This window comes from Aidingimonas lacisalsi, from assembly GCF_008079445.1.
Classification (GTDB): domain Bacteria; phylum Pseudomonadota; class Gammaproteobacteria; order Pseudomonadales; family Halomonadaceae; genus Aidingimonas; species Aidingimonas lacisalsi.
The window spans coordinates 571,722-597,288 of sequence record NZ_VRYH01000003.1 but is presented as its reverse complement, the minus strand read 5'-3'; the positions used below and the strand labels follow the sequence as shown (position 1 = coordinate 597,288).

The following is a 25,567-nucleotide window of genomic DNA, read 5'->3' as shown; positions in this document are numbered from 1 at the left end:
GACCGATGACATCTTTCAGCATAGGAGGCATTTAGAACAATCAGCTGATGCACCGCTCAATGAAACAACAACACATGAGGTGAACATGTTTATCAAACAAAATCAAAAGACTGTAAAAACGACACTCTTATCAAGCATTGCCGCGACAGTACTTATCGCTTCTGGCCCCTTGTTCGCGGATTATCCAGAGCGCCCGATCACCCTCATTGTTCCATGGGCAGCCGGAGGTGGAACGGATGCAACGGCCCGGACCATAGGCAAAGCCTTGGAGGAACAGCTCGGACAAACGGTTAACGTCGTCAACAGAACAGGGGGAAGTGGCGTTGTCGGCCACACGGCAATAAGCAACGCTGACCCGGATGGTTACACGATTGGTCTGGCAACGGGCGAAGTCAATATGATGCATTGGCTTGGGCTCACGGATCTGACCTATCGTGACTTCACGCCAATTGCCCAGATCAACTATGACTTCCCTGGGGTCCAGGTTGCGAGCGATGCTCCCTACGACTCTCTGGAGGAGTTGGTCGAAGCTATCCGTGAAGAGCCCAAGGGCACCTTCACCGCATCAGGTACGGGTCAAGGCGGGGTCTGGCACTTGGCATTCGCCGGCTTCCTCATGGACCAAGGCATGGCGGCAGATAAAGTCAGGTGGATTCCTAGTGAAGGGGCGGCTCCAGCCATGACGGAACTGGCGTCAGGGGGGATAGACATCGTCCCAAGCTCCGTGCCCGAGGCACGTTCCATGATCGAAGCGGGACGCGTCAAGAGTCTCGGTGTCATGGCTCCTGAAAGGATTCCTAGCTTTCCCGATGTACCCACGATTGAAGAAGAATTGGGTACCGATTACCAAGTTGGGGAATGGCGTGGTATCGCAGGTCCTACGGGTATGGATCCGGAGGTTGTGTCCACTTTGGAATCAGCCCTTGAAGACGCCTATAACAGCGATACTTATCAAGACTTCATGTCTGAACAGGGTTTCGGTACCGAATGGAGGAATGCCGAGGAATTCGGTAATTTAATGGAGGAAATGGATGCCGTGTTCGGAGATATCGTTCAGCAAGTTGGGTTAGCAGCCGACTAGGGGCCAAATAATGAGGGACTTCCTTATTGGGCTGGGCTTCATCATTGCTGGCGGTGCGATCATCTACACAGCTCAGCAATTTCCTACACTGCCTAGTCTTAGCTTTGGTCCATCACTTTTCCCCTCCTTGGTAGGAGGGGGATTTTGTCTTGGTGGACTTCTCATGGCTTCGTCCAACATAAAGATTGTCATGGCTTCAAGTGGATTTCGGCAACGGGAGCCAATAGAGTGGAAATCACTCATGCACTCCCTTTTGCCAGTCGTAATGATTATTTTCTACATAACGTTCAGCGATATGCTGGGCGCATTGACGACAATAGGCTTGATCATGTTCGTCTTGATGAAAGCGAGAAAAACACCAATCTTAATTGCAGCTATAACCTCAATTGTAATGTCTTCACTCATATACTTCATTTTTTCAAAGTATTTACTCATCCCCCTCCCTCAGGGTGAACTTTTCAATGAGGTGAAACAATGGATGCTGTAATCAATGGGGCTCACCTCGTTTTCTCGCTAGATGTCTTGTTAGTGATAGCTTTATCCGCCCTATTTGGAATCTTTGTTGGCGCAATTCCAGGTTTGACAGCGACCATGGCCGTTGCATTACTGGTACCTATCACTTTCTATATGGATCCGACACCAGCTATAGCTGCCATTGTGACGACTTCAGCCATGGCCATATTTTCTGGTGACATTCCAGGAACTTACTTAAATATTCCAGGAACCCCTGCATCAGCAGCTTATGTTTCCGAATCCTATCAACTGGCTCAAAAAGGCAAGGCTCGGGAAGCACTGGGCACAAACCTTATATGCTCAGTTTTTGGTGGAATATTTGGTACGATCGTATTGATCATCGTCGCTCAATCACTAGCTGAGGTAGCGTTACAGTTTAGCGCGTTCGAATACTTCTGGCTTGCCATCCTTGGCTTGACATGCTCTATATTCATTTCATTCGGTTCAAAGACCAAGGCCTTCCTCTCCTTATTATTTGGAATCATGTTATCTACAGTTGGCCTGGACATGATGAGTGGAGCTCCACGTTTTACCTTTGGAATCCCGGACCTAATGGGTGGAGTTAACTTTATACCAGTCATGATAGGCATGTTCGCTTTAAGTGAATTGATGAGCTATTACGGTTCGAGTTCCGAGAAAAAGACGATTGCCGCGATCTCGAAAGATAGCATATTCAAGAACGCGCCTCATAATTTGATGAAATACAAGAAGAATGTTCTTCGCGGTAGTACTATCGGGACCTTCATAGGTGCCCTCCCAGGTGCCGGCGCAGATATAGCAGCGTGGATATCTTATGCGATGGGAAAGTCCATGTCCAAAGATAGAAAGGCCTATGGGACAGGTAACATCGAGGGTATAGTGGATGCTAGTTCCGCCAACAATTCGGGCATAAGCGGGGCATGGGTTCCTGCGCTCGTATTTGGTATTCCGGGGGACTCCATTACGGCGATAGTCATTGGGGTACTATATATGAAGGGCATGAACCCTGGCCCAACAATATTCATGGATGAATCCGGACTTATTTATGCACTATTTATTGTTTTCATCATCGCCAACCTTATGATGCTGCCGATAGGATACATGGCCATACGGCTATCCAAGATATTTATCTTGACACCAAGCAAAATCTTGATGCCAATCATACTCTGCTTCTGCATTGTCGGCGCTTTTGCCATCAACAATAGCATCATTGATATTTGGCTGATGCTGATTGTAGGTGGCATCGCGTTCGTACTATCAAGAAACGACTTTCCGATGGCCCCTGCCATATTAGGTTTAGTACTAGGAGGAACGGTTGAAAATAATTTCATGAGCGCAATGATGCGTACCGACGGCAATTTTCTGAGTTTTTTCTCACGCCCGATAAGTGCCACTCTTGGCGTTATTGTCATACTAATTTGGGTATCGCCACTAATCATTAGTTGCGTAAAAAGAATCAGGGGCATGCGAATAGAAGACACCGTATCAAGATAAGCGGATTTACCATGGATCTGTCGATACATGGAAACGAAACGCACTCACAGCTGCCCGGGAGCCGTTATGCAGACGACATACAATGCCTCAAGAATGCAGGAGTTTGGTCACGACATCCTGCGACACGCTGGCCTGGATGACGAGAAAGCAAGCACTGTCGCCGAAATTCTGGTCGAAGCCGACCTCATGGGACATACGACGCATGGACTTCAATTATTGGGACCCTATTTGGCTGAAATCGAGTCGGGACGCATGGCCAAAACGGGCTCGCCTGACATAATCTCCGAACGTCCCGCCGTCGCCAATTGGGATGGTCGTTATCTGCCTGGCCCGTGGCTTATTGTCGAAGCCATGAATGACGCAATGAAGAAGGCGGAAACTTATGGGACCGGGACGATCACGATTCACCGCTCCAACCATATTGCATGTCTTGCCGCCTATCTGAAGCGTGCAACTGACCGAGGAATGATGGTCGTCATACACTCGTCGGACCCAGCCGCCAGGTCCGTGGCACCACATGGCGGACTGGAAGCCACCCACTCTCCCAACCCGATCGCCGTTGGGTTCCCGACGACGTCAGACCCCGTCTTGCTGGACATCAGCACCTCCATCACGACGAATGGCATGGTTGGCAGACTACACAAGCAAGGCGAGCGGTTACCTCATCCATGGCTGAAAGACGCTTCTGGCCAGGTCACCACTGACCCCAGCGTACTGTTCAATGAGCCCAAAGGCAGCATTCTCCCTGTGGGTGGTATCGACCATGGCCATAAAGGGTATGCGCTCGGCCTCATGGTGGAAGCCTTCACGTCTGGGCTCGCTGGTCATGGCCGCGCTCAGGAACCGGCACAGTGGGGCGCTTCCGTATTCGTGCAACTACTTGATCCAGAAGCTTTTGGTGGCCTGCCCTCCTTCACGTCGGAGACAGCGTTCCTGATTGAATCCTGCCGGTCCAATCCGGTGCCGACAGGAGAGTCTCCGGTTCGCATACCCGGTCAACGTGCGCTGGCTTTACGCCAAACTCATCGTCAAGAGGGCATACCATTACCTCCTGGAGTGGCTGACGTACTTTCTGAATGGGCCAGTAAGTTGAACGTCCCGTTCCCCGATCCATGCTGAGAATGGAAACCGTAATTGGCAAGCCGTCCAAACTGTTCCATACTCGAGATGACAGTCAGGCTAGTATCCTGTCATACAATCAAACATCTACCATTCGAGAACAACGCCAAGGAATGGTCACGCCATGCGACTGCAAGACAAGACAGCTCTGATCACTGCCGCCGGGCAGGGGATCGGACGTGCGACTGCCGAACGTTTCGCCGCCGAGGGTGCCAAGGTCATCGCGACGGATATCAACACCGAAGCGTTGGCCGAGTTGGCAAAGACGCCGGGTATCGAGACACATCCACTGGATGTGCTGGATGCCAACGCCATTGATGCGCTGGCTGAAGCGTTGCCGCCCCCCAACATCCTGTTCAACTGTGCCGGGCATGTCGCCGGAGGCGCCCTGTTGGAGTGCGACGAGCGCGACCTGGAATTTTCCCTGTCGCTCAATGTCATGGCCATGTATCGCATGATCCGTGCTTTCCTGCCGGGAATGCTGTCGCACGGCGGCGGCAGCATCATCAACATGGCGTCGGTGGCTTCCAGTCTGAAAGGCGTGCCCAATCGTTTCGCCTATGGTACGACCAAGGCGGCAGTGATCGGCTTGACCAAGTCGGTTGCGGCTGACTATATCGGTCAGGGCATTCGCTGCAATGCCATCTGCCCCGGCACGGTGGAATCCCCGTCGCTGAAAGCCCGCATTGCCGAACAGGCAAGACAGCAGGGACGCGACGAAGACGAAGTTCACCGGGAATTCATCGCCCGCCAACCGTTGGGTCGGCTGGGAACTCCCGAAGAAATCGCGGCACTGGTCACTTACCTGGCAGCCGACGAATCCGCTTATACCACCGGTACCGCCCAGATCATCGATGGCGGCTGGTTGAACTGATACGAGGACCTATTGACGATGAAACTGTTGCGTTTCGGCCCGCGTGGCCATGAAAAGCCCGCACTTCTGGACGACCAGGGTGTCATCCGCGATCTCTCCGCGCATATCAACGACCTGGCCGGTGATCACCTGAGCCGCGACCAGTTGGCCGACCTGGCCGAGCTCGATCCCGCCAAGCTGCCGGCCGTCGATCCCGGTGAACGCCTCGGCCCTTGCGTAGGACGCGTCGGCAAGTTCATCTGCATCGGTCTCAACTATTCCGACCATGCCGCCGAAACCGGCGCGGAAGTTCCGGCCGAGCCGGTTCTTTTCAATAAGTGGACCAGCGCTATCTGCGGCCCCAATGACGATGTCATCATTCCGCGCGGCTCGCAGAAGACCGACTGGGAGGTGGAACTCGGCGTGGTCATCGGCAGCGAAGCCCGCTATGTCGATGAACAGGATGCCATGAATCATGTCGCCGGGTTCTGTGTCATCAACGATGTCTCCGAACGGGAATTCCAGCTCGAACGGTGCGGCAACTGGGACAAGGGCAAGGGCTGCGATACCTTCGGCCCGATGGGCCCCTGGCTGGTCACCCCCGACGAAATCAAGGACCCGCAAGATCTCGCCATGTGGCTGGAAGTCGACGGTAAGCGCTATCAGAACGGCAGCACGCGGACCATGGTCTATCAGGTCCCTTACCTGATCAGTTACTTGAGCCAGTTCATGAGTCTGCAACCCGGCGATGTCATCTCGACCGGCACACCGCCAGGTGTCGGCATGGGGCAGAATCCCAAGGTCTATCTCAAACCCGGTCAACGCATGCGCCTGGGTATCGAGGGGCTCGGTGAGCAGAGTCAGAACGTCGTTGCCGATAGTACCGCCTGACAGGTACCTCCTGAGGCATCACGACACCAACACGAGAGGGTCAGGAGTCATGGGCATGAGTCGAACAATAGCCAGTGATACCCATCAACAACCCAGTCTGCGTGTCCATGCCGCCGACAATGTGCGTGTGGCGCTCAAGGACCTCCATGTCGGTACCGAGATCGAGGACGGTGGCAGGGTGATATGCATTGCTGAACCCATTCGGCGCAAGCACAAGTTCGCCCTCCACCCACTCGCGGAAGGTGACACTGTCGTGATGTACGGCGTGACGGTGGGTCGTGCCACCCGCCCGATCGGCGAAGGCCAGGCCATCACCACCGGCAATACCGAGCACTCCACCGACAATAGTCAGCCCCAGACGCGTCATGATGAGTGGCAGGCTCCCGATGTCAGCGCCTTCACGGGGGTGACATTCGATGGTTTCCACCGCCCCGACGGCCAGGTGGGAACGGCCAATTACTGGCTGGTCGTGCCGCTGGTATTCTGTGAAAACCGCAATATCGAGGTGCTGCGCCAGTGTGTAGCCGACGCCCTCGGCGACGACCCGTACCGCGACTACAAACGTATGGCTCGGTCCCTGTTGCGCGGCGAGACGGTTGACACCTTCCCCGGCGAAACCACACAGGAACGTTTGTTCTCCAATGTCGACGGCGTCCGGTTCCTGACGCACACCCACGGCTGCGGCGGGACCGATGACGATGCTCAGGCATTGTGTCGTTTGCTGGCCGGCTACATCTGCCACCCCAACGTCGCGGGGGCTACCGTGCTTAGCCTGGGCTGCCAGAAAGCGCAGATGGACATGCTCAGTCGGGCCATCACTGAACGCGATCCGCAAGGCCTGCGACCGGTACACTACTTCGAGCAACAGGCCACTCACAGCGAGACCGACCTGATTCGCCAGGCGTTGAGCACCATCTTCGACGGACTGGCCGACGCCAACCGTTGCGAACGTGCACCGGCGCCGCTCTCGAAACTCACCATCGGTGTCGAGTGCGGCGGTTCCGACGGTTTCTCTGGCCTGTCGGCCAATCCCATGGTCGGCGCCACCATCGACCGTCTCGTGGCCCTGGGCGGCAGTGGCATACTCAGCGAATTCCCCGAGCTATGCGGGGTCGAGCACGAGTTGCTGGCCAGGTGCCGCAGTGACCAGGTCGCCGAGCGCTTCCAGCAACTGATGGAAGCCTATCAGCGTCACGCGGCTGCCGTTGGCGCAAGCTTCTCGATGAACCCGTCTCCCGGCAACATTCGAGATGGCCTGATCACCGATGCCATGAAATCCGCAGGCGCAGCCAAGAAAGGCGGCGATAGCCCCATAGTCGATGTCCTCGATTACACCGAGCCTCACCAGCATCGCGGCTTGAATCTTCTCTGTTCGCCAGGCAACGACGTCGAATCGACAACGGCACTGGTGGGCTCCGGCGCCAACCTGGTGATCTTTACAACCGGCTTGGGCACGCCGACCGGCAACCCGATCGCGCCGGTACTCAAAGTAGCCAGTAACAGTGAGTTGGCCCAGCGCATGCCCGATGTGATCGATTTCGATGCCGGCCCGATCATTCGCGGCGAAGCGCAGATCGATGAGTTGGCAGCACAGATGCTGCAGAGGTGCATCGATACGGCGTCCGGGCGCTATCGTCCACGCGCCGTGCAACTCGAACAGCTCGATTTCATTCCCTGGAAACGCGGCGTCTCGCTATAGTCCCGGACATGGACCGAACAGGATGATGCGTGGTCACTCGGCCTTTTGAGAGAGCCGCTTCTTGAGTTCCATGTAGGTGCCGTAGTGCCGGTCGAGGTGGCGACGCATGGCCGCCTCGGCGGCGTCGGGGTCGCGTGACTCAATGGCCTCGATGATTTCGGTATGTGCCTGCAAGGCCGCTTGATCTTCGCCCTTTTGCTGTAATACTTCGGCACGCCGGTCGTCAAGCCATTCGGACAGCGCATCGTGGATGGCATCGAAGATGGGGTTGCAGGCGATCGATGCCAATACCCCGTGGAAATCATTGTCGGAGCGTTTGAAACGCGCCTCGTGCCCCAGGGCGTCACGATTGGCTTCAAGTGCCCCACGCAAGCGCATGAGGTCCTCGTCGGTCGCATGACACGCCGCATATCGCGCCAGCGAAATCTCGAACATGGCGCGCGCTTCCTGAAAATACTGTTGACCTTCCGATTTGACCAGTAACTGCCGGGTCACCCCGGATAGACGTGCCATTACGGCCTCGGCGGTGGGACGAATGACCCGTGCACGGGTTCCGCTGTTGATGGCGATCAATCCCAGGCGCTGCAGGTAGAACAAGGCTTCCCGAACCGCAGGCCGACCCACGCCGAACTGCTCCATCAATTCACGCTCGGTCGGTAGTTGGTCGTCTTCCTTCAAGCGGCCTTCGAGAATATCCACTTCCAGTTGTTCAGCCACTTGTTCGGAGAGCGTTTTCCGCTCCACCTTGTATCGACTCATTCGCTAGCACTCCTCGCCACGGCTATCTGCATGCGCCCATGTTACTCCATTCATGCCCTATGTTGCTTGGCCATCATCAATCGTGCACGGCCAATGGCGAGATCCCCAACTCGTCAGCCAGGCTTTCGTAGGCTGCCAGGTTGGCAGCGTCCAGCGGTATGCCCTCGGCGTCACGACGGGCCTGACAGCGCCATTCACGGTCGCCGGGCGCCATTACCTCGGCGTCGTCGAGAGCTGGTTGGGAACGCAGATCGTCCAGATACTCGCGCATGCTGGCCTGAAAGGTCTCCCGATTGCTGAATGCTTCCGGTCGCATGGCCAGGAAAAAATGCCCGACACCGCGCGGAGTCGACATATCGGGGCCCCCCATGGGTAGCAGGCGGAACCCATTCAGCATACCGGTCAGTGTCGAGCTCAACACTTCGACCATGCCCGCCAGACCGGCTCCCTTGAAGCCGAAATTGGCGCCCCCCAGAGGAAGCAACGAAGCGACCGACGCAGGATCACGAGTCACCTCCCCCGCCGCATCGGCGGCCACATCGGGCGGTAATTCACGCCCGATGGCGCCATACTGCTGCACGCGATTCCAGGGGATAGTGCTGGTAGCCATATCGAGCAGGTAGGGAAGCTGCCCCTCGACCGGTGCCGAAAAGGCAATCGGGTTGGTACCGTGAAACGGCGCTTTGCCCTCATGCAGGCGCACGAAAGGATCGGAATTGCACACGGCCATGCCGATCATTCCCCGCTCGGCGGCTGCCAGGGCATAGCATCCCGCCGCCCCGAAATGGGACGAATTGCCGACCGCAACGGCACCGATACCGCACGCCTCGGCCATTGCACACGCCTGGTCGATGGCTTTGTAACCCGCCAGATGACCGAAGCCATCATCGGCATCCAGATAGCCGATGGCCGGAAGTTGCTGGTGAAATTGCATCGTCGGGCTTGCCTTGATACGTCCACCTCGTACGGCGTTGACATAATGCGGCAACAAGCGCAATCCATGGCTATCGACGCCCATGCTCGACGCCGTCAACAAGGCACGGGAAACGGCTTCAGCGCTGGCGTCATCGACATCGCAATGTCGCAAGGCATCGCCCATGAAGACTTTCAGGTCAGCGGCATCGACTCGTGCCACATCGTCATTTCCCGATTTCATCGTCATCCCTTATCGATAAACAAGCGTCGGCAGCCACATGGAAATGGCCGGAATGAAGGTGACCAGCAACAGCGCGGCCACCAACGGTACCAGGAATGGCAAGGTGCCGCGCATGCATTTCTCGAACGAGATATGCGACACCTTGGACAGGACATAGAGCACCATGCCCACCGGCGGCGTCAGTAGTCCGATCATCAAATTGAGTACCATGATGACACCGAAATGCACCGGATCCACACCCACGCCGACCGCAAGCGGCAACAACACCGGCACCAGAATGGTGATGGCCGCAATCGTTTCCATGAAGCAGCCCACCACGATCAAGATGAGATTGATCAGCAGCAGCACGGCAACCGGATTATCCGCAAACGGCCCCATGAGACTGACGAGATGCTGTGTAACCTGATTACTGGTCAGGATCCAGGCGAAGATCGATGCACCGGCCACGATCATCAGAATCACCGCCGTCGTCTCGATGGTTTCCATGCTGACCTTGAGCAGGCGTTGCCAAGTCAGGGTCCGATAGACCACACCCCCCAGGAACAGTGCGTAGACGACCGCCGCTATGGCTGCCTCGGTCGGCGTCACGGCACCGGATAGAATGCCGCCGACGATGATGACCGGCGTCAACAATGACAGAAACGCCCGGGCGAACGTCCGGCCCAATACCGGCAGCGCAAAACTGGCATCACGCGGGTAACCACGCCGACGCGCCAGCAGCGTGATCATCAGCATCAGGACGACACCCATCAGCAATCCCGGGACTAGACCGGCAACGAACAACTGCCCTACCGATGCCGAGGCCATCACGCCATAGATGACCATAGGCAAGCTTGGCGGAATGATCGGTCCGATGGTCGATGACGCTGCCGTAATGCCCACGGCGAACTCCTGGTCGTAACCGGCATCTCGCATCGCCTTGATTTCGATGGTGCCCAGGCCGCCGGCATCGGCGACCGCCGCCCCGGACATACCGGAAAATACGATACTGGCACCGACATTGACGTGTCCCAGACCACCGCGCATCCAGCCCATCAATGCCTTGGCGAAGTCGAAAATGCGCGTCGTGATACCGGCATTGTTCATCAGGTTACCGGCCAGGATGAAGAAAGGAATCGCCAGCAGCGGGAAACTGTCGACCCCGTTGATCATGCGGTGGACGACCACGATATCCGGGATGCGTCCCACCAGCAGTATGTAGAGCAGACACGAGCCTGCCAGACCGATGGCGATGGGAACGCCCAGCACCAGCATGGTGAAAAGTGCAGCAAACAGAAACCAGAGGTAGTGGCCAAGCAAGGCCAGCACAACGCAACCGACCACCGCCAGCGCAGCGATAATCGGGGGAACCAGAAGGCCTCGCCAACGCGTGGCCGGGGCATGGGTCATGACTGTGTCTCCCGAAAGCGGCAGGGTTTATCGTTTATCATCGGTGAACATCAATTCGCTGGTACCCTCTCGCCAATGCCGAATGGTTGCTTGAATCGCACGCAACGTCATCAGCACGAACCCGCACAGCACCAGGTAATACAGCAAGCTCTTGGGGATATCCACGGATACCATCATTGAGGAGGTCTGATTCGCCAGCTTGAGCGTGAGCCAGGACATCGCAAGGTAGAACGCGATACTGACGAGATCCACCAGCGTCGACATGGTGCGTCCTACGACACCGGGCATATAGCGATAGAAGAACTCCACGGAAATATGGGAGCACGTCCGAACCGCCATCGCACTGCCGAGAAACCCGACCATGACCAACAGGTAGCGGGCCATCTCCTCGGTCCAGGCAATGGAGTTGCCCAGTACGTAGCGGCTGAAGAATTGCAGAAAGACATCGAACGCCAGAATCCAGAACACCCCAAACGTGACGTAATCCTCGATGCCATAGTCGCGAGCGTCGAAGACATCGTCGTCGGGAACCTCAAACGTGACCTCTTCGGCAGGCCGACGATCCTCGGTCATGAAACCTCCTCAACACTTCACCCCCCATGCCGGGAGGTGAAGCGATGGCGAATGGAACGTTACTGGCCGATGGCTTGCAAGCGATCGTAGGTTTCCTGATCCCATTCCACGTCCTCACCGGTATGGTAAGGAATCACGGCTTCACGGAATGGTTCGGTCTCCACCTCGTTGACGGTCACACCCTGCTCTTCGAACCAGGCGACAAGATCTTCTTCCTGCTGCTGGATGTCTTCGGTGATACGCTCACCAGCTTCGGCATAGACCTCACGGAAGATTTCCCGATCTTCTTCGGACAACCGATCCCACAGGGGCCCGCCGGCGATGGTGATCAGGGAGTCAGTGATATGGCCGGTCAGGTTGATGTAATCCTGAACCTCATAGAATGCCTTGGCCCGAATGGTCGGCAAGGGGTTTTCCTGCGCATCGACCGTTCCCTGCTGGAGCGCCAGATACACCTCGGAGAAGGCGATGGGCGTCGGGTTGGCGCCGACGGCATCCGGGAACATCATGTACAGCGGAGCGTTGGGCGTGCGGATCTTGAGATCCTCCATATCCTCCGGTGTATTGATCGGCTTGTTGGATGTCACATGGCGCTTGCCATAATAGTTCATGGCCAGCGGCACATTGCCGGTTTCATCTTGATAGCCCTGGGCGATTTCCTGGAACAGGTCGCTTTCGGTATAGGCTTTCCAGTGATCGAAATCACGGAACATGTAGGGCGCACCGGCAATGCCGATCGGACCATAGAAACGGCCGGCGAACTGGTTACCGGTATAGATCAAGTCAACCGTACCCAGCCCCAGGCCTTCGTTGATATCCGCTTCTTTCCCTAGCGAGGATGCGGGATGCACTTCGATTTCATAACGCCCATCGGTGCGCTCCTCGATCTCATCGGCGGCCCAGAGGGCCCATTCATGATAAGGCTCGGATGTCTCATAGACGTGGGCGAAATTCAGGGTCTCGGCGTGCGCCGTTCCCGCCAGCGTCACACCTGCGGCCAGGAGTGACAATGAAAACCAGTGTAGAGGGCGGCGCTGGCTCGTGCTCGTCATACCCATATTGTTGTTCTCCATGCATGAGAAAATTGCCATGACTCGACATACCGTCGAGCCTACCGATGGCGCTTATGTATACGTGTCATACCATCATAAGAAAAGCTAGCTACTCGTGACGCAACACGCAACCCTCCGTTGGGATCAGACATCTGCCACTTTGGTGGTGTGGCGGTACAACGCCGCCAGGACACCGTCATCGCCGAAGCCGCCCGCCTTGGTGACGAGTGGCTGATTCCCGTCGATATAACCACAGACCATGCCAGGAGCCCACTCGCCAACGACCTCTATCCGCTCAGCACCGTACCGAGCCAGTACGGCCATGGCCGTGTCGCCTCCGCTCACGCACCAGACTCGTCCGGGCTGAGGATTGCGCGCATCGCCATCGACCAGTACCTCGGCCATGCGTGAGGCGACATCGGTGGCGGACCATTCACCGACCGCCTCGCCGGGAATGACCAGAGCATCACCCGATGGCAGCGCCGCCTGCGGCTCCAGAGCCTTGATCACAGGCAACTTCGGAAACGCGACTCGGCAGCTCGCAATCTGACGACGAGCCTGAGGACTGCGAGACCCCATCGCCACGACCCACCCCTCAGGCGACCATGCCGATCCGTGTTTCAACGTGCCGTAACGCTGCCGGGCGACCGCCTCCGTCAAGCCTGACGCCCCCACGGCCAGCCAGTGTCCGGCGGCGGATAGCGCGACATCGGCTATCGCATCCAGCGTCGTCGCATCGTCGGCATCGATGACACAATTCATGCCGTCTGACGCCATGTCGGCACTGGCACATCTTGTCATCGGTAGGCCGACTGCCTCGAACAACGCTACCAGATCGCCCCCCGGCGCCGGCGAACAGGCATCGCTAACGTAGGCTGTCGTTTCCAGTGGCTCACCATGAACGAAGACACATCCTTGCGATACGGTCCGGCCTTGACTGGGTACCGCTGGCGCGACGAGCAGGGCACGGGAGAGATGACGGTTTGCCGACAGACATTCAGCCGCCACCTGGCCACGTAAGGTCGAATCCACTTTCTTGATCCAGAGCTCAGGCTTCAGGCAACTCGCAGCTTCTATTGCCTCGGCCACTCGCGACGCCGCTCGCTCGGCCGGTAAGTGACGGGATTCGGTCGTGATAGCGACCACATTCGGTGCGCTACCAGCCGACATGCCCTGGAGCGCCGACAGCGATGTCACGGCCTGCGTGACTGCCCCACGGGCCGCAAACGGAGCGGCAGCATCAAGCGCTCCGGTCAAGTCATCGGCGATAATGACGACGTCACTCATGACGGTCGACGAGTCGCCAGGCATGGTCGATGGCCGCACGCATATTGGTGGCATCGGCACGCCCCTGCCAGGCGATATCGAAAGCCGTGCCGTGATCCACCGAGGTACGTTGAATGGGGAGCCCCAGGCTGACATTGACCGTGGTGTCGAACGCGATCAACTTGACCGGAATGTGCCCCTGATCATGATACTGCGCCACGACCAGGTCGAATTCACCACGGCTGGCTCGATAGAAAACCGTATCTGCCGAGATGGGCCCCTGAACATCCCAGCCGCGTTGCCGCGACTCGCTCACTGCCGGGGCGATGATCCGGTCGTCTTCATCGCCGAAAATGCCGCCTTCACCACAATGCGGATTGAGTCCTGCCACGGCAATACGCGGAGCCGTTAGTCCCAGGCGCCGGAGATGATCGTAGCCCGCCGAGACCGTGTCCATGATGCGCTCGACAGTGACACGCTCGATAGCGTCACGCAGCGAGACATGCGTGGACACATGGATGGTCGACAACCGTTCGGAGGCCAGCAGCATGAAGGACGACGGCGCCCCCGTCAGTGAGGCCAACATACCCGTGTGACCATCATAGTAGCGCTCGGCAGCGTGCAGAGCGGCCTTGTTGAGGGGAGCCGTCACGATCACGCCGGCCCGACCGGCCTGGACCAACTCGACCGCCCTGGCCACGCAACGAAACGCGGCCTCGCCTGCCGCGGCACTGATCTCGCCAGGCGGAATCGCTCCAGATGGCATGTCGATCTGTGCCACGGGGACACAACCAGCCACCTCGGCGTCACGTTCGACGTCGCAAAACGACAGGTCGAGTTGCGCCACCTGCGATGCCCGCGCGAAGGTGGCGCAGTCACCGACCAGCAAGGTGCTGGCCCGCTCATGTGCCGACAGTGCCGCCAGTGCACGACAGATGATTTCCGGACCGATCCCGGCGGGGTCCCCCATGGTGATCGCCAGTGAATAAGCGGGCACGGCATGTGAAGCGGATGTCATCATGGCATCAACTGCCCGCCGTTGACCTCGATGATCTGCCCCGTCACATAACCACTCATGGCATCACTGACCAGGAACACGTAGGCCCCGATACAATCCTCGGCAGTGCCCAGCCGTCCCTGAGGTATCGTCGCTCTGGCCGCCTCCAGTTGAGCGTCATTGGAGTACCGTTCGTGGAAATCAGTCGCGATGGTCCCCGGTGCCACGGCATTGACTCGAATGTTGTCGCCGCTCAACTCCTTGGCCATGTTGCGTGTCAGGGTACTGACGAAGCCCTTGGCCGAGGCGTAGAAACCGGCACCCGGCCCCCCACCGTTGCGGGCGGCGATCGAACTGGTGTGAACGATACAACCGCCACCCGCACGACGCAGATAGGGCAAGGCGGCATGGCTGGCAGTGACTACCGAACGCACATTGAGATCCATGACCCGGTCGTAGTGGGCATCATCGATATCGGCTAGTGTCACGCGCCCCAACATGTCGCCAGCATTGTTGATCAACACATCGAGACCGCCCAACTGATCCGCAGCGTTGTCGACGACCGCCGCTGCTTCATCGGAACGGCTGACATCCCCTTTGACCAGCACGGCCTTGCCGCCATCACCGACGATGGCATCACGTACATCGCGTGCCCCGGCTTCACTGGAATGATAGTGAACGGCGACGTGCGCGCCGAGACTTCCCAATTTCCTGGCAACCGCCGCTCCGATGCCACGACTCGCCCCGGTGACCAATACTCGCTTGCCTGACAAATCGTCGAACATATGACGCTTCTCCTCCTGCTTCTCGTTAGACTGGAACATACCGCCCGATGATGCCTCGATCCTGCGGTTACGCGAACTCATTGTCATGAATGGCTAGAGGCATTGGTTTCGCGTTGATAGTATACCTATCATACATAGCGACAAGCATAGTCGACTCAAGACGGAATGCCATCATGTCACTACCTCTCACCGCATCATTCACTGGAGTCCTTTATGTCTTCCGATGCACGTCAATGTCTTCCTGAAGATCCTGACAGCGCCCTGTTGGTCGGCCGGGTATGGCGCCCTGCTCCCCATGAATATCCCGCTCTCGTCGTCGTGCGCAATGGCGAAGTCATCGACATCAGTGATGCCTGCGGCTGCATGGCCGACCTGCTCGACCGCGATGATGCAGCGTCGTTCGTCCGCTCCGTCCCGGGCGAGTCGTTGGGCACTGTCGAAGAACTGCTCACGCAATCGATGACAACCCATCCGCAGGGTCCCACGTTATTGGCCCCCTGTGACGTGCAGGCGATCAAGGCATGCGGCGTCACCTTTGCCGTCAGCTTGCTGGAACGGGTCATTGAAGAGCAGGCCGGCGGCGATCCCGCCAGGGCCAGCGAGCTGCGCAGCGAATTACAGGCACTGATCGGGGAAGACCTGTCCAGAATCGAGCCGGGCTCGGAATCCGCCATGTCGCTCAAGCAGGCTCTGCAATCGCGTGGTGCCTGGTCGCAGTACATGGAAGTCGGTATCGGTCCCGACGCTGAAGTATTCACCAAGGCACAACCGCTTTCATCAGTAGGGTTCGGCACGCCGGTCGGCTTGCACCCTGCCTCCCAATGGAACAACCCCGAGCCGGAAATCGTGCTCGCGGTGGATTCGCAGGGAGGGATCAAGGGCGCCTCGCTAGGTAATGACGTCAACCTGCGCGACATCGAAGGCCGCAGTGCCCTGTTGCTTAGCAAGGCCAAGGACAACAATGCGTCCTGTTCCATCGGACCTTTCATCCGCCTGTTCGATGACGATTTCACGCTGGACACCTTGCGCCAGGCCAAGGTGTCGCTACGGATCGAGGGCGCGGATGACGGCTTCGTGCTGGAAGACAGTAGTGACATGCGCGAGATCAGCCGGGACCCACAGGACCTGGTGTCCCAGACCATCGGTACCCATCACCAGTATCCGGACGGTTTCATGCTGTTCCTGGGTACCATGTTTTCACCGATCCAGGATCGTGATGGCGCCGGCCAAGGGTTCACTCACCATATCGACGATACCGTCACTATTGCGACACCGTCGCTGGGTGCTCTCGTCCACCGGGTCGACCGCTCGGACAGGCTACCGCCGTGGACCTTCGGCATCCGTCAATGGCAAGCCAGCCTGGCTCGCCGCCATCAACAGTAAAAGCCAGCGCCAGCGATATTGGAGACAATCATGACAACGATCACTCACCTAGACGTCCAGGACATCCGTTTCCCGACCTCGAAGTCGCTGGATGGCTCGGATGCGATGAATGCCGCTCCCGATTATTCGGCCACCTACGTCATCGTGCATACCGATGACGAATTCGAGGGGCATGGCCTGACATTCACCATCGGTCGCGGCAATGAAATCTGCGTCGCCGCCGTCAAGTCGCTCGCTCACCTGGTCGAAGGACGAAGCCTGGCCTCCATCACCGACAACATGGGCGCCTTCTGGCGCGAGATCACCGGCGACAGTCAACTACGCTGGATCGGCCCCGACAAAGGCGCCATTCATCTGGCCACCGCCGCCATCGTCAATGCCGTCTGGGACCTGTGGGCCAAGCACGAAGGCAAGCCGGTGTGGAAACTGCTGGCCGACATGTCCCCCGAAGCATTGGTGCGCTGCCTGGACTTCCGTTTCGTCACCGATGCGCTGACACCGGAAGAAGCCATCGCCATGTTGCGGCGCAAGCAGGACGGCAAGGCGCAGCGTGAGTCGGAAATGCGCCAGCACGGCTACCCCGGCTACACCACCTCGGCCGGCTGGTTGGGCTACTCGGATGACAAGGTACGCCAGTTGGCGCGCGAGGCCCTGGCCGACGGCTGGACTCACTTCAAGCAGAAAGTCGGGGGCGACCTGGAAGAGGATTGTCGGCGTGCCCGGCTGTTGCGTGAAGAAATTGGCTGGGAGCGCCCACTGATGATGGACGCCAACCAGATGTGGGACGTCGACGAGACAGTTGCCAACATGCGTCGACTGGCCGAATTCGACCCATTGTGGATCGAGGAACCCACCAGCCCCGATGACGTCCTCGGCCATGCCGAAATTCGTCACCGTCTCGCGCCCATCGGCGTGGCGACAGGCGAGCATTGCCACAATAAAGTGATGTTCAAACAGTTCCTGCAGGCCGATGCACTGGACTACTGCCAGATCGATGCAGCACGACTCGGAGGCCTCAATGAAGTCATCCTGGTGCTGCTCCTGGCGGCCAAGTTCGATGTACCGGTATGCCCGCATGCGGGCGGTGTCGGGCTGTGCGAGTATGTGCAGCACGTCTCACTGTTCGATTACATCGCAGTATCAGGGTCCCTGGATGGCCGCATCCTGGAGTACGTCGATCATCTACACGAACATTTCATCGACCCGGTAACCATCACGAACGGCCACTATCAAGTACCTACGGCGCCGGGCTACAGTATTACCATGTACCCCGATTCGCTGGCCCGTCACCGGTACCCCGATGGTGAGGCTTGGCAGAACGGCCAATGACGGTCGGGGCCACCCGAGACTTCGACACTAGTGACGGCATGGAGCAAGCATGACAACAGACAATGCCGGTATCCTCGACACCCTGGCCACACGGCTGGGAGAGCGTGGCGTACTCCGCGCCGAGGAAGAGGTTTCCCGTTACCTGCGCGACTGGGCCGGAGACGAATTGGGTACCCCCCTAGCCGTCGTCCGGCCACGCAATACCGCTGAAGTCGCCGACACCGTCAAACTGTGCCATGAGCACAACCTGCGCGTGGTGCCGCAAGGCGGACATACCGGCCTTGTCGGGGGCGCCTTTCCGGATCGCGACCAGGACGAATTGATCATCAGTCTGGAGCGCATGAATCGCATCCGCGATCTGGACCCGGTCAACTTCAGCATGACGGTGGATGCCGGCTGCATCCTGGAAGCGGTGAAGCAGGCTGCTGACGCCGAGGATTGCGATTTTCCCCTATCGCTGGGCGCCCAGGGCAGTTGCCAGATCGGTGGCAATGTCGCCACCAATGCCGGCGGCCTGAACGTATTGCGCCATGGCATGATGCGGGAACTGGTGCTGGGGCTGGAAGTCGTGCTGCCCAACGGTGAGATATGGGATGGCTTGACCGCTCTGCACAAGGACAATCGTGGCTACGACATCGCCCAGTTGTTTCTCGGCAGCGAGGGGACGCTGGGCATCGTGACCGGTGCCGTGCTCAAGCTCGTCCCCAAGCCCGAACAGACGCGCACCGCGATGCTCGGCCTACCCTCGGTAACGTCGGTCATCGAACTCTACAGTCTGGCCAGGCGCGGCTGCAGCGACCTGCTTTCGGCATTCGAACTGATTCCACGCCGCTGTATCGAACTGGCCATGGAGGCCTCACCACAACTTAGCGACCCGATGGACGAAGCCTATCCATGGTATGTGTTGATGGAAGTCTCGGCCACCGGCCCCGTCGATCTGGGAGAGATGCTCGAACAGTTGCTGGAATCCGGCATGGAGAAAGCATTGGTGCTGGATGGCGCTCTGGCCAGCAGTGAGGCTCAATCCCAGCATTTATGGCAGTTCCGGGAAAGCATGCTGGAAGGGCAGCGCCAGCGAGGCAAGCACTTGCGCACCGACGTGTCGGTACCGATCTCCGCGATCCCCGCCTTCGTCGATCGTGCTGACGCCATGGTCACGGAGGTCTCGCCCGACTCGACCGTGATCGCCTACGGTCACGTCGGTGACGGCAACCTGCACTTCAACATCCTGCCACCGCCGTCATTATCCGACGAGGACAAACATACCCTGCTCCACGACCTGGAACAGCGCCTGTTTGCCATCCTTGACGACTTCCGCGGCAGCATCAGTGCGGAACACGGAATCGGTCGAACCAAGCAGGCTGCGTACCTGACCAGACTGTCACCGACGGAACGCGAACTCCTACAAGGCATCAAGTCACTGTTCGATCCGCACGGCATCATGAGCCGCGGCCGCATCCTGCCGGAGTAAGCGGACCACAAACGAATGCCGGCGCTGCATCCAAGCAAGCGCCGGCATAAACGTCCTGTACGGACTAGGCGTCAGGCCCGCTGACGACGCCGAACGGGAGCATTGTCATCCTGACGACGACGCGGCGGAGGCCCGGAGTTTCCCTTGTCCTCGCTGATCGCCAATGCCTGACCGCCAACACGTGCCCGCGACATCTTGGCCAGGATACCGGCCGGTAGTGAGCTCGGCAGTTCGATGGTGGAGAAACCATCACGGATATCGATGCGCCCGATCCGATTGCCTTCGATACCGCCTTCATTGGCCAGCGCGCCGACCAATTGCCCGGGCTTGATGCCATCCTTGTGTCCGACGGCAACACGATAACGTGTCATGCCTTCGCGAGGACCGCGGTCATCACGGCGACGCGGCTTGCCTTCACGCGGCGAGTGCTCCTTGCGCGGCGCCTGCAACCGACCGATGGATGGTTCCTCCGCACGAGCCATGGCGGCGAAGGCACAAGCCAGTTCGACCGGATCATGACCTTCTTCGATCAGCCGCTCGATCAGCGCACGCTGCTCTTCAGCACCACTGGTTAGCGTCCCGACCGTACGAGTATGGAACGCCTCATCGCGATGGGCCCGGATAGCGGCCTCATCGGGAAGCGCCATCTCCGACATGTGCTGCCCGGTAGCCTGTTCCAGCCAGCGTACCTTGCGATTCTCGCGAGCACCGGCGAAGGTGATCGCTACGCCGCTACGCCCGGCCCGGCCCGTACGACCGATGCGGTGGGTATAAGCTTCGCTATCCTGGGGCAGGTCGTAGTTGATGACATGCGTGATACGCGCCACATCCAAGCCACGTGCAGCAACATCGGTGGCAATAAGCACATCGACCTTACCGCGCTTGAGACGCGTCACGGTGCGCTCGCGCAGGCTCTGATCGAGATCGCCCGACAGCGCTGCCGCATTGATGCCACGTGCCGTCAACTGCTCCACCAGGGTGGTACAAGACGCACGGGTGCGAACGAAGACGATGGCACCATCGACCGGCTCCACTTCCAGAATGCGCGACAGTGCCTCCAGCTTCGCGCCGCCATCGATACGCACGACATGCTGATCGATGCTTTCGGCGGTACCGGCACTGGCTTCGATCATGACCTTGACCGGGTCGACCAGGTAACGGTTGACGATACGCTCGATCTCCGCCGGCAACGTCGCCGAGAAGAACACTCGCTGGGCGGTTTGCGGCGTATCGGCGACGACACGCTTGACGTCGTCGATGAAGCCCATGCGCAGCATCTCGTCAGCCTCATCCAACACCAGGGCGGACAAGCCGTCGAGCTTGAGGCTGCCACGATTGAGGTGATCGATCACGCGACCCGGCGTTCCCACGACGACCTGGGCTCCACGCTTGAGAGCACCGAGTTGTTCGCGATATTCCTGGCCGCCACAGAGCGTAGCCACTTCCAGCCCTTTGAGATTCTGGCCATAACGGCTGAACGACACAGCGACCTGCTGCGCCAATTCACGAGTCGGTGCCAATACCAGCACCTGGGGCTCGCGGCGCTCGATATCGAGACGCGAAAGGATCGGCAGCGCAAACGCAGCCGTCTTGCCGGTGCCGGTTTGTGCCTGGCCCAGCAAGTCACGCCCTTCGAGCAATTCGGGAATGGTACGCTCCTGGATCGGAGACGGTGTTTCATAGCCCAGAGTTTCCAGGGCTGAGAGTACGGCAGGCACAAGTGCCATATCGCCGAAAGTCGACGAAGCGACAGAAGTCGAGGTCATCAATCACACCTTGAGTTAGCCGGTCAGTCCGGCAACGAAAATGGATGGTGCCCCTGATTCAAGCCAATTCGCGTCAGCCCTGCTTTCGAGCAGGATGCACACGAGCGTCTGGGACACCGGTCGCACCTGGCATTCGATTCACGTACCGAGCATGACACCAATCTCGTCATGCCCGACCAAGCACTTATCGGATCGTGTCCGACGAGCACTCTCGGCAAATCGCTGTGGCGACCGTTTGCGCCTTGATTCGGTAGTTACCGACGCGGGGCGCTCCATCTATTGAGTCAGACACCCGGATAGTCTCTCGGGCGTCTCGCAAAGCATCGTCACTGACAACCGCCTTACCGACGGCCCCATGACGAAAACGATTCGTTACGATGGTGGGGTCAACACATGCGAGGAGTGCGCATGCTACCATTGGCTAATCCACCTGACCAGTCTTTTTCATGGAGCCCGATCATGTCGAACCTTTGGGTCGATGCAGACGCCTGCCCTCGCGCAGCTCGCGACATCATCGTCAGAGCAGCGGAACGAACTCACACATCGACAAGGTTCGTCGCCAATCACCAAGTGCCGCTCCCCGCCTCACGCTGGGTCAGGTCGATGACGGTCGCCAGCGGTTTTGATGCCGCCGATCACGAGATCATCGATCGCCTCGAAGCCGGTGACCTGGTCATCACGTCGGATCTTCCGCTGGCGATGGAAGCGCTCGACAAAGGCGCGCGCGTCATGACGACGCGAGGGGAAACGCTCGACCAGAACAACATCCGCGCCCGCGTTCAGATGCGCGACTTCATGGAAACGCTACGCGCCAGCGGCGAACACACCGGCGGTCCCAAGGGATACTCGGACATCGACAAGCGCGAATTCGCCAATGCGCTCGATCGCTGGCTGGCACGGCAACCCGCCTCCTAACGTTAAGGGTGGTTCTATAACCCGTCCCTTGACACTTCTCCTCACCTCGCCCGGATCCCGTTGCCCGGCAGTCGCTCACGATCGTGCGGCCGCTCAAGGTCGAGCCACGGGCCCTTGGGAACGATACGGGTCGGGTTGATGGTGTCATGGCTGTAATAGTAGTGGCGCTGGATATGATCCATATTCACGGTCTCCGCCACACCGGGCCATTGGTAGAGTTCACGCAGATAATTCGACAGGTTGGGATAGTCTTCGATGCGTCTGAGATTGCATTTGAAGTGCCCGTGATAGACGGCATCGAAACGCACCAGGGTGGTGAACAAGCGAATGTCCGCCTCGGTCAGCCACTCACCAGCCAGATAACGGTGATCGGCAAGACGCGTCTCCATGCGATCAAGCGCCTTGAAAAGGGCCGTCACGTGCTTGTCGTAGACAGACTGCTGCGTCGCAAACCCGGACTTGTAGACACCATTGTTGATGTGGTCATAGACATCGGCATTGATGGCATCAATGGTTTCACGAAGATCCTGGGGATAGAAATCGAACCGGTTGCCGGTCAACTCATCGAAAGCGGTATTGAAGATCCTGACCAGGTCGGCGGATTCATTGTTGACGATTCGCTGCTCGTGTTTGTCCCAGAGGACAGGCACCGTAACACGCCCCGTATATTGCGGATCGGTCAAGGTATAGAGTTCGCGATGATAGGTCACACCGTTGACGGGATCCCCACTGGCGCCTTCGTCCTGGTGATAGGTCCAGCCCTGATCGAGCATCAGTGGACTCACATAAGACATGCCGATCAGCGATTCCAGCCCCTTGAGCTTGCGCATCAACAATGTCCGATGCGCCCAGGGGCAGGCCAGCGACACATAGAGATGGTAACGACCGGCTTCAGCGAGCAAGCCCCTCTGCCCTTCCGGCCCCGGTTGACCTTCTGCCGTGACCCAATCCCTCAGTTGCGCCGATTCGCGGACGAATTCGCCGCCATGCTTCTCCGTGTCATACCACTGGTCGTACCAGGTACCATTAATCAGCAGTCCCATGACGACTCCTCCCGACTGTTTGAATATCTGATTCCACTCTAATACGACGCAGTCGACCATCAAGCGGATAAATTCGCCTTATTCGTTCGATGCCGTCGAATCATAAGCCGCCTCACAGCACAGCGTTACCGAATTCAGCAACGCCTCGGCCATCGCCAGGGTCGCCGGTCCCGCTCGGTCTCGATCGCGATGGATCAGTTGCATCGGCGCTTTGCGGATTCCTCCCGCCACCAAGGGCAAGGGTTGCAATCTCTCCGCAGCCAAGGCGGGCTGGATCAACGTTTCGGGCATCCACGCGAACCCCAGGCCACGCTCCAGCATATCCAACGAGGTGGCGAGGTGACTGACCGTCCAGCGCTGTTCCGCTTTCAACCAGCCGGCATCCATCGACTGACGCAAGGCCGAATCCCTCACGACCAATTGGCGATGGCGTTCGAGATCGCGCAGATCCAGCGCCCGCCCCAGTTGATGAAGGGGATGCTCGGGATGCGCCACGGCGATGAAATTCACTGTCACGATGGGCTCTCCCAGGAACCCCTGTGCTGCCAGTCCCGATACGACCAGGTCAGCGCGGCCGTCATAAAGCATTTCGATGCCACCGTTGAGCACCGTTTCATGTAACTGGACACGCACATAAGGGTAGGTAGCGGAAAACACCTCCAACGCATGCGCCAGCGCATCGGGCGGAAATATCTGATCGACGGCCAGCACGACTTCCGCTTCCAGACCTTCGGCCAGCCGGCCAGCTACATCCTCCAGGACTTCGGCACCTTCCAGCAGTTGGCGGGCCCGGCGCAGCAGCAACTCGCCGGATTCCGTCAGCCTGACTTGCCGCCCCACCGGCTCCAACAAAGCCACTCCCAACTGCTCTTCCAGCTTGTGCACGGCATGGTTCAGTGTCGAGGGACTCTTATGGATCGCCTCGGCGGCCCGGGCAAAGCCACCATGGTCGACGACAGCCGCCAGCATTTGCCACTGCAATAGTGTGACTCGTGACATGGATCACTCCATACGTTCGATATTATCGAAACAATAGACCAAAAATATGCGATTAACATTCGAAAAAACTGACCTACAATGACGATATCAGTAATGAATTGGCAATACCGACCTATCCGGGAGTAACGACATGGCAAACGCAAAGACACAACGACGCATCGAGCGCGTGATTAGCAGTCACCCCAGTCAAGATGGTGATGGTGTCAAAATCAATCGCCTGCACGATTTCGAAGGTGGACTGGACCCCTTCCTGATGCTGGATGAGCTGGGTTCCGATCAACCGGATGATTACATCGGTGGCTTTCCACCGCATCCACATCGGGGTATGCAAACCCTGACCTATGTGATCCATGGGGGCCTGACCCACGAGGACCATCTAGGCCATGCCAGTACCATCCATGCCGGGGATGCCCAATGGATGCACACCGGGCGGGGTATTATTCACTCGGAAATGCCACTGACCGACAACCAGGGACTGCATGCATTCCAGTTGTGGATCAACCTCGCCGCCAAGGATAAGCTTTCGCCGGCCACTTACCGTGACGTCCGCAGCACCGAGATGCCTCGACTGGCCGGACACAACGCCGGTCTGATTGCGTTGGGAGGCACATGGCGGACCACCGACGGTGCGCAGGTCGAAGGCCCCCTGGATGCTCTGGCGGGACACGGCGGAGTTGCCCATGTCACACTGGCCCAGGATAGTCGGCTGGACCTGGAGCAGCTATCGCCGACACTGCTCGTTTATGTATTTACCGGGACTGCGACAATCGGCGATCAATCGGTTCCATCCGGCCAGTTGGCTCGCATGAGCGAGGGGGAATACTTACCGTTGACCGCTAACGAAGATACCCAGTTACTACTGCTGGCAGGAACGCCTCATCGCGAACCTATCGCTCATTACGGCCCCTTCGTCATGAACCATCGTGAAGAGCTGGAGCAGGCCCTGGACGACTATCGAAACGGCACCTTGACGGGTTAAGGTGATAGAAAGCGAAGCGTTCGAGGATCCAACGCTTCGCTTTCTTGGTCGGGCAAAGGCTGAAACAACGCTGACA

At 58.4% G+C, this 25,567-nt stretch carries 23 protein-coding genes; 12 read left to right on the top strand and 11 right to left on the bottom strand.

Annotation, left to right across the window (positions count from 1 at the left end):
* Nucleotides 1–85 precede the first annotated feature (85 nt).
* The 7 genes from FVV99_RS08950 to FVV99_RS08920 all read left to right on the top strand — a co-directional run bounded on the left by FVV99_RS08950 (nucleotide 86) and on the right by FVV99_RS08920 (nucleotide 7,629).
* Nucleotides 86–1,081, top strand: coding sequence for a tripartite tricarboxylate transporter substrate binding protein (locus tag FVV99_RS08950; RefSeq protein WP_148253756.1), 996 nt, complete (start codon nucleotides 86–88; stop codon nucleotides 1,079–1,081).
* Between the two features lie 10 nt (nucleotides 1,082–1,091).
* Nucleotides 1,092–1,568, top strand: a complete 477-nt coding sequence (locus FVV99_RS08945; protein ID WP_148253704.1) for a tripartite tricarboxylate transporter TctB family protein — start codon at nucleotides 1,092–1,094, stop codon at nucleotides 1,566–1,568.
* The gene (locus FVV99_RS08940; protein ID WP_148253703.1) at nucleotides 1,556–3,067 is read left to right on the top strand and encodes a tripartite tricarboxylate transporter permease; all 1,512 of its coding nucleotides are present in this window, start codon (nucleotides 1,556–1,558) and stop codon (nucleotides 3,065–3,067) included. Before FVV99_RS08945 ends, FVV99_RS08940 begins: the two co-directional genes overlap by 13 nt.
* Before the next feature lie 66 nt (nucleotides 3,068–3,133).
* Nucleotides 3,134–4,186, top strand: a complete 1,053-nt coding sequence (locus FVV99_RS08935) for an Ldh family oxidoreductase (RefSeq protein WP_148253702.1) — start codon at nucleotides 3,134–3,136, stop codon at nucleotides 4,184–4,186.
* Nucleotides 4,187–4,310: 124 nt separating this feature from the next.
* On the top strand, nucleotides 4,311–5,060 hold the full coding sequence (locus FVV99_RS08930) for an SDR family oxidoreductase (RefSeq protein WP_148253701.1): 750 nt from the start codon (nucleotides 4,311–4,313) through the stop codon (nucleotides 5,058–5,060).
* Between the two features lie 18 nt (nucleotides 5,061–5,078).
* A complete protein-coding gene (locus FVV99_RS08925; protein ID WP_148253700.1) occupies nucleotides 5,079–5,930 on the top strand; it encodes a fumarylacetoacetate hydrolase family protein in 852 nt (283 codons plus the stop codon).
* Nucleotides 5,931–5,985: 55 nt separating this feature from the next.
* A complete protein-coding gene (locus tag FVV99_RS08920) occupies nucleotides 5,986–7,629 on the top strand; it encodes a UxaA family hydrolase (RefSeq protein WP_148253699.1) in 1,644 nt (547 codons plus the stop codon).
* A gap of 33 nt (nucleotides 7,630–7,662) precedes the next feature.
* Here the strand turns inward: FVV99_RS08920 and nanR are convergent, their stop codons facing one another.
* The 8 genes from nanR to FVV99_RS08880 all read right to left on the bottom strand — a co-directional run bounded on the left by nanR (nucleotide 7,663) and on the right by FVV99_RS08880 (nucleotide 15,606).
* A complete protein-coding gene (nanR, locus tag FVV99_RS08915) occupies nucleotides 7,663–8,388 on the bottom strand; it encodes a transcriptional regulator NanR (protein ID WP_148253698.1) in 726 nt (241 codons plus the stop codon).
* Between the two features lie 76 nt (nucleotides 8,389–8,464).
* The gene (locus tag FVV99_RS08910) at nucleotides 8,465–9,544 is read right to left on the bottom strand and encodes an Ldh family oxidoreductase (protein ID WP_148253697.1); all 1,080 of its coding nucleotides are present in this window, start codon (nucleotides 9,542–9,544) and stop codon (nucleotides 8,465–8,467) included.
* A 9-nt stretch (nucleotides 9,545–9,553) separates the two neighbouring features.
* Nucleotides 9,554–10,933: a TRAP transporter large permease gene (locus tag FVV99_RS08905; protein ID WP_148253696.1), complete on the bottom strand. Its 1,380-nt coding sequence runs from the start codon at nucleotides 10,931–10,933 to the stop codon at nucleotides 9,554–9,556.
* 27 nt (nucleotides 10,934–10,960) lie between these two features.
* The gene (locus FVV99_RS08900; RefSeq protein WP_148253695.1) at nucleotides 10,961–11,506 is read right to left on the bottom strand and encodes a TRAP transporter small permease; all 546 of its coding nucleotides are present in this window, start codon (nucleotides 11,504–11,506) and stop codon (nucleotides 10,961–10,963) included.
* A gap of 59 nt (nucleotides 11,507–11,565) precedes the next feature.
* Nucleotides 11,566–12,564, bottom strand: coding sequence for a sialic acid TRAP transporter substrate-binding protein SiaP (locus tag FVV99_RS08895; RefSeq protein WP_236645349.1), 999 nt, complete (start codon nucleotides 12,562–12,564; stop codon nucleotides 11,566–11,568).
* 138 nt (nucleotides 12,565–12,702) lie between these two features.
* Nucleotides 12,703–13,845, bottom strand: coding sequence for a four-carbon acid sugar kinase family protein (locus tag FVV99_RS08890; RefSeq protein WP_161598980.1), 1,143 nt, complete (start codon nucleotides 13,843–13,845; stop codon nucleotides 12,703–12,705).
* Nucleotides 13,838–14,845 carry a 4-hydroxythreonine-4-phosphate dehydrogenase PdxA gene (pdxA, locus tag FVV99_RS08885; RefSeq protein ID WP_236645348.1) on the bottom strand — a complete coding sequence of 336 codons (1,008 nt, stop codon included), beginning with the start codon at nucleotides 14,843–14,845 and terminating at the stop codon, nucleotides 13,838–13,840. Before pdxA ends, FVV99_RS08890 begins: the two co-directional genes overlap by 8 nt.
* Nucleotides 14,842–15,606 (bottom strand): SDR family NAD(P)-dependent oxidoreductase, encoded by a 765-nt coding sequence (locus FVV99_RS08880; protein WP_148253693.1) that lies wholly within the window; start codon nucleotides 15,604–15,606, stop codon nucleotides 14,842–14,844. Before FVV99_RS08880 ends, pdxA begins: the two co-directional genes overlap by 4 nt.
* Before the next feature lie 213 nt (nucleotides 15,607–15,819).
* Here FVV99_RS08880 and FVV99_RS08875 point away from each other — a divergent pair, with 213 nt between their 5' ends.
* From FVV99_RS08875 to FVV99_RS08865, 3 genes are read left to right on the top strand one after another with little or no spacing between them, the layout of a single operon-like run.
* Nucleotides 15,820–16,989: a fumarylacetoacetate hydrolase family protein gene (locus FVV99_RS08875; RefSeq protein WP_148253692.1), complete on the top strand. Its 1,170-nt coding sequence runs from the start codon at nucleotides 15,820–15,822 to the stop codon at nucleotides 16,987–16,989.
* A gap of 30 nt (nucleotides 16,990–17,019) precedes the next feature.
* On the top strand, nucleotides 17,020–18,318 hold the full coding sequence (locus FVV99_RS08870; RefSeq protein ID WP_148253691.1) for an L-fuconate dehydratase: 1,299 nt from the start codon (nucleotides 17,020–17,022) through the stop codon (nucleotides 18,316–18,318).
* Between the two features lie 49 nt (nucleotides 18,319–18,367).
* Nucleotides 18,368–19,789, top strand: coding sequence for an FAD-binding oxidoreductase (locus tag FVV99_RS08865; RefSeq protein ID WP_148253690.1), 1,422 nt, complete (start codon nucleotides 18,368–18,370; stop codon nucleotides 19,787–19,789).
* Nucleotides 19,790–19,860: 71 nt separating this feature from the next.
* Here FVV99_RS08865 and FVV99_RS08860 read toward each other — a convergent pair whose 3' ends face one another.
* The gene (locus FVV99_RS08860; RefSeq protein WP_148253689.1) at nucleotides 19,861–21,555 is read right to left on the bottom strand and encodes a DEAD/DEAH box helicase; all 1,695 of its coding nucleotides are present in this window, start codon (nucleotides 21,553–21,555) and stop codon (nucleotides 19,861–19,863) included.
* Between the two features lie 459 nt (nucleotides 21,556–22,014).
* Between FVV99_RS08860 and FVV99_RS08855 the strand changes: the two genes are divergently transcribed.
* Nucleotides 22,015–22,470, top strand: coding sequence for a YaiI/YqxD family protein (locus tag FVV99_RS08855; protein WP_148253688.1), 456 nt, complete (start codon nucleotides 22,015–22,017; stop codon nucleotides 22,468–22,470).
* Nucleotides 22,471–22,511: 41 nt separating this feature from the next.
* On the opposite strand, the gene FVV99_RS08850 is transcribed toward FVV99_RS08855, so the two are convergent.
* Together FVV99_RS08850 and FVV99_RS08845 are read right to left on the bottom strand one after the other, a co-directional pair.
* A complete protein-coding gene (locus FVV99_RS08850; protein ID WP_148253687.1) occupies nucleotides 22,512–23,513 on the bottom strand; it encodes a glutathione S-transferase family protein in 1,002 nt (333 codons plus the stop codon).
* Between the two features lie 78 nt (nucleotides 23,514–23,591).
* Entirely contained in the window at nucleotides 23,592–24,512 is a 921-nt protein-coding gene (locus FVV99_RS08845; RefSeq protein WP_148253686.1) for a LysR family transcriptional regulator, read from the bottom strand.
* A 130-nt stretch (nucleotides 24,513–24,642) separates the two neighbouring features.
* On the opposite strand from FVV99_RS08845, the gene FVV99_RS08840 reads away from it, so the two are divergent.
* Nucleotides 24,643–25,491 carry a pirin family protein gene (locus tag FVV99_RS08840; RefSeq protein WP_148253685.1) on the top strand — a complete coding sequence of 283 codons (849 nt, stop codon included), beginning with the start codon at nucleotides 24,643–24,645 and terminating at the stop codon, nucleotides 25,489–25,491.
* Nucleotides 25,492–25,567: the final 76 nt, after the last annotated feature.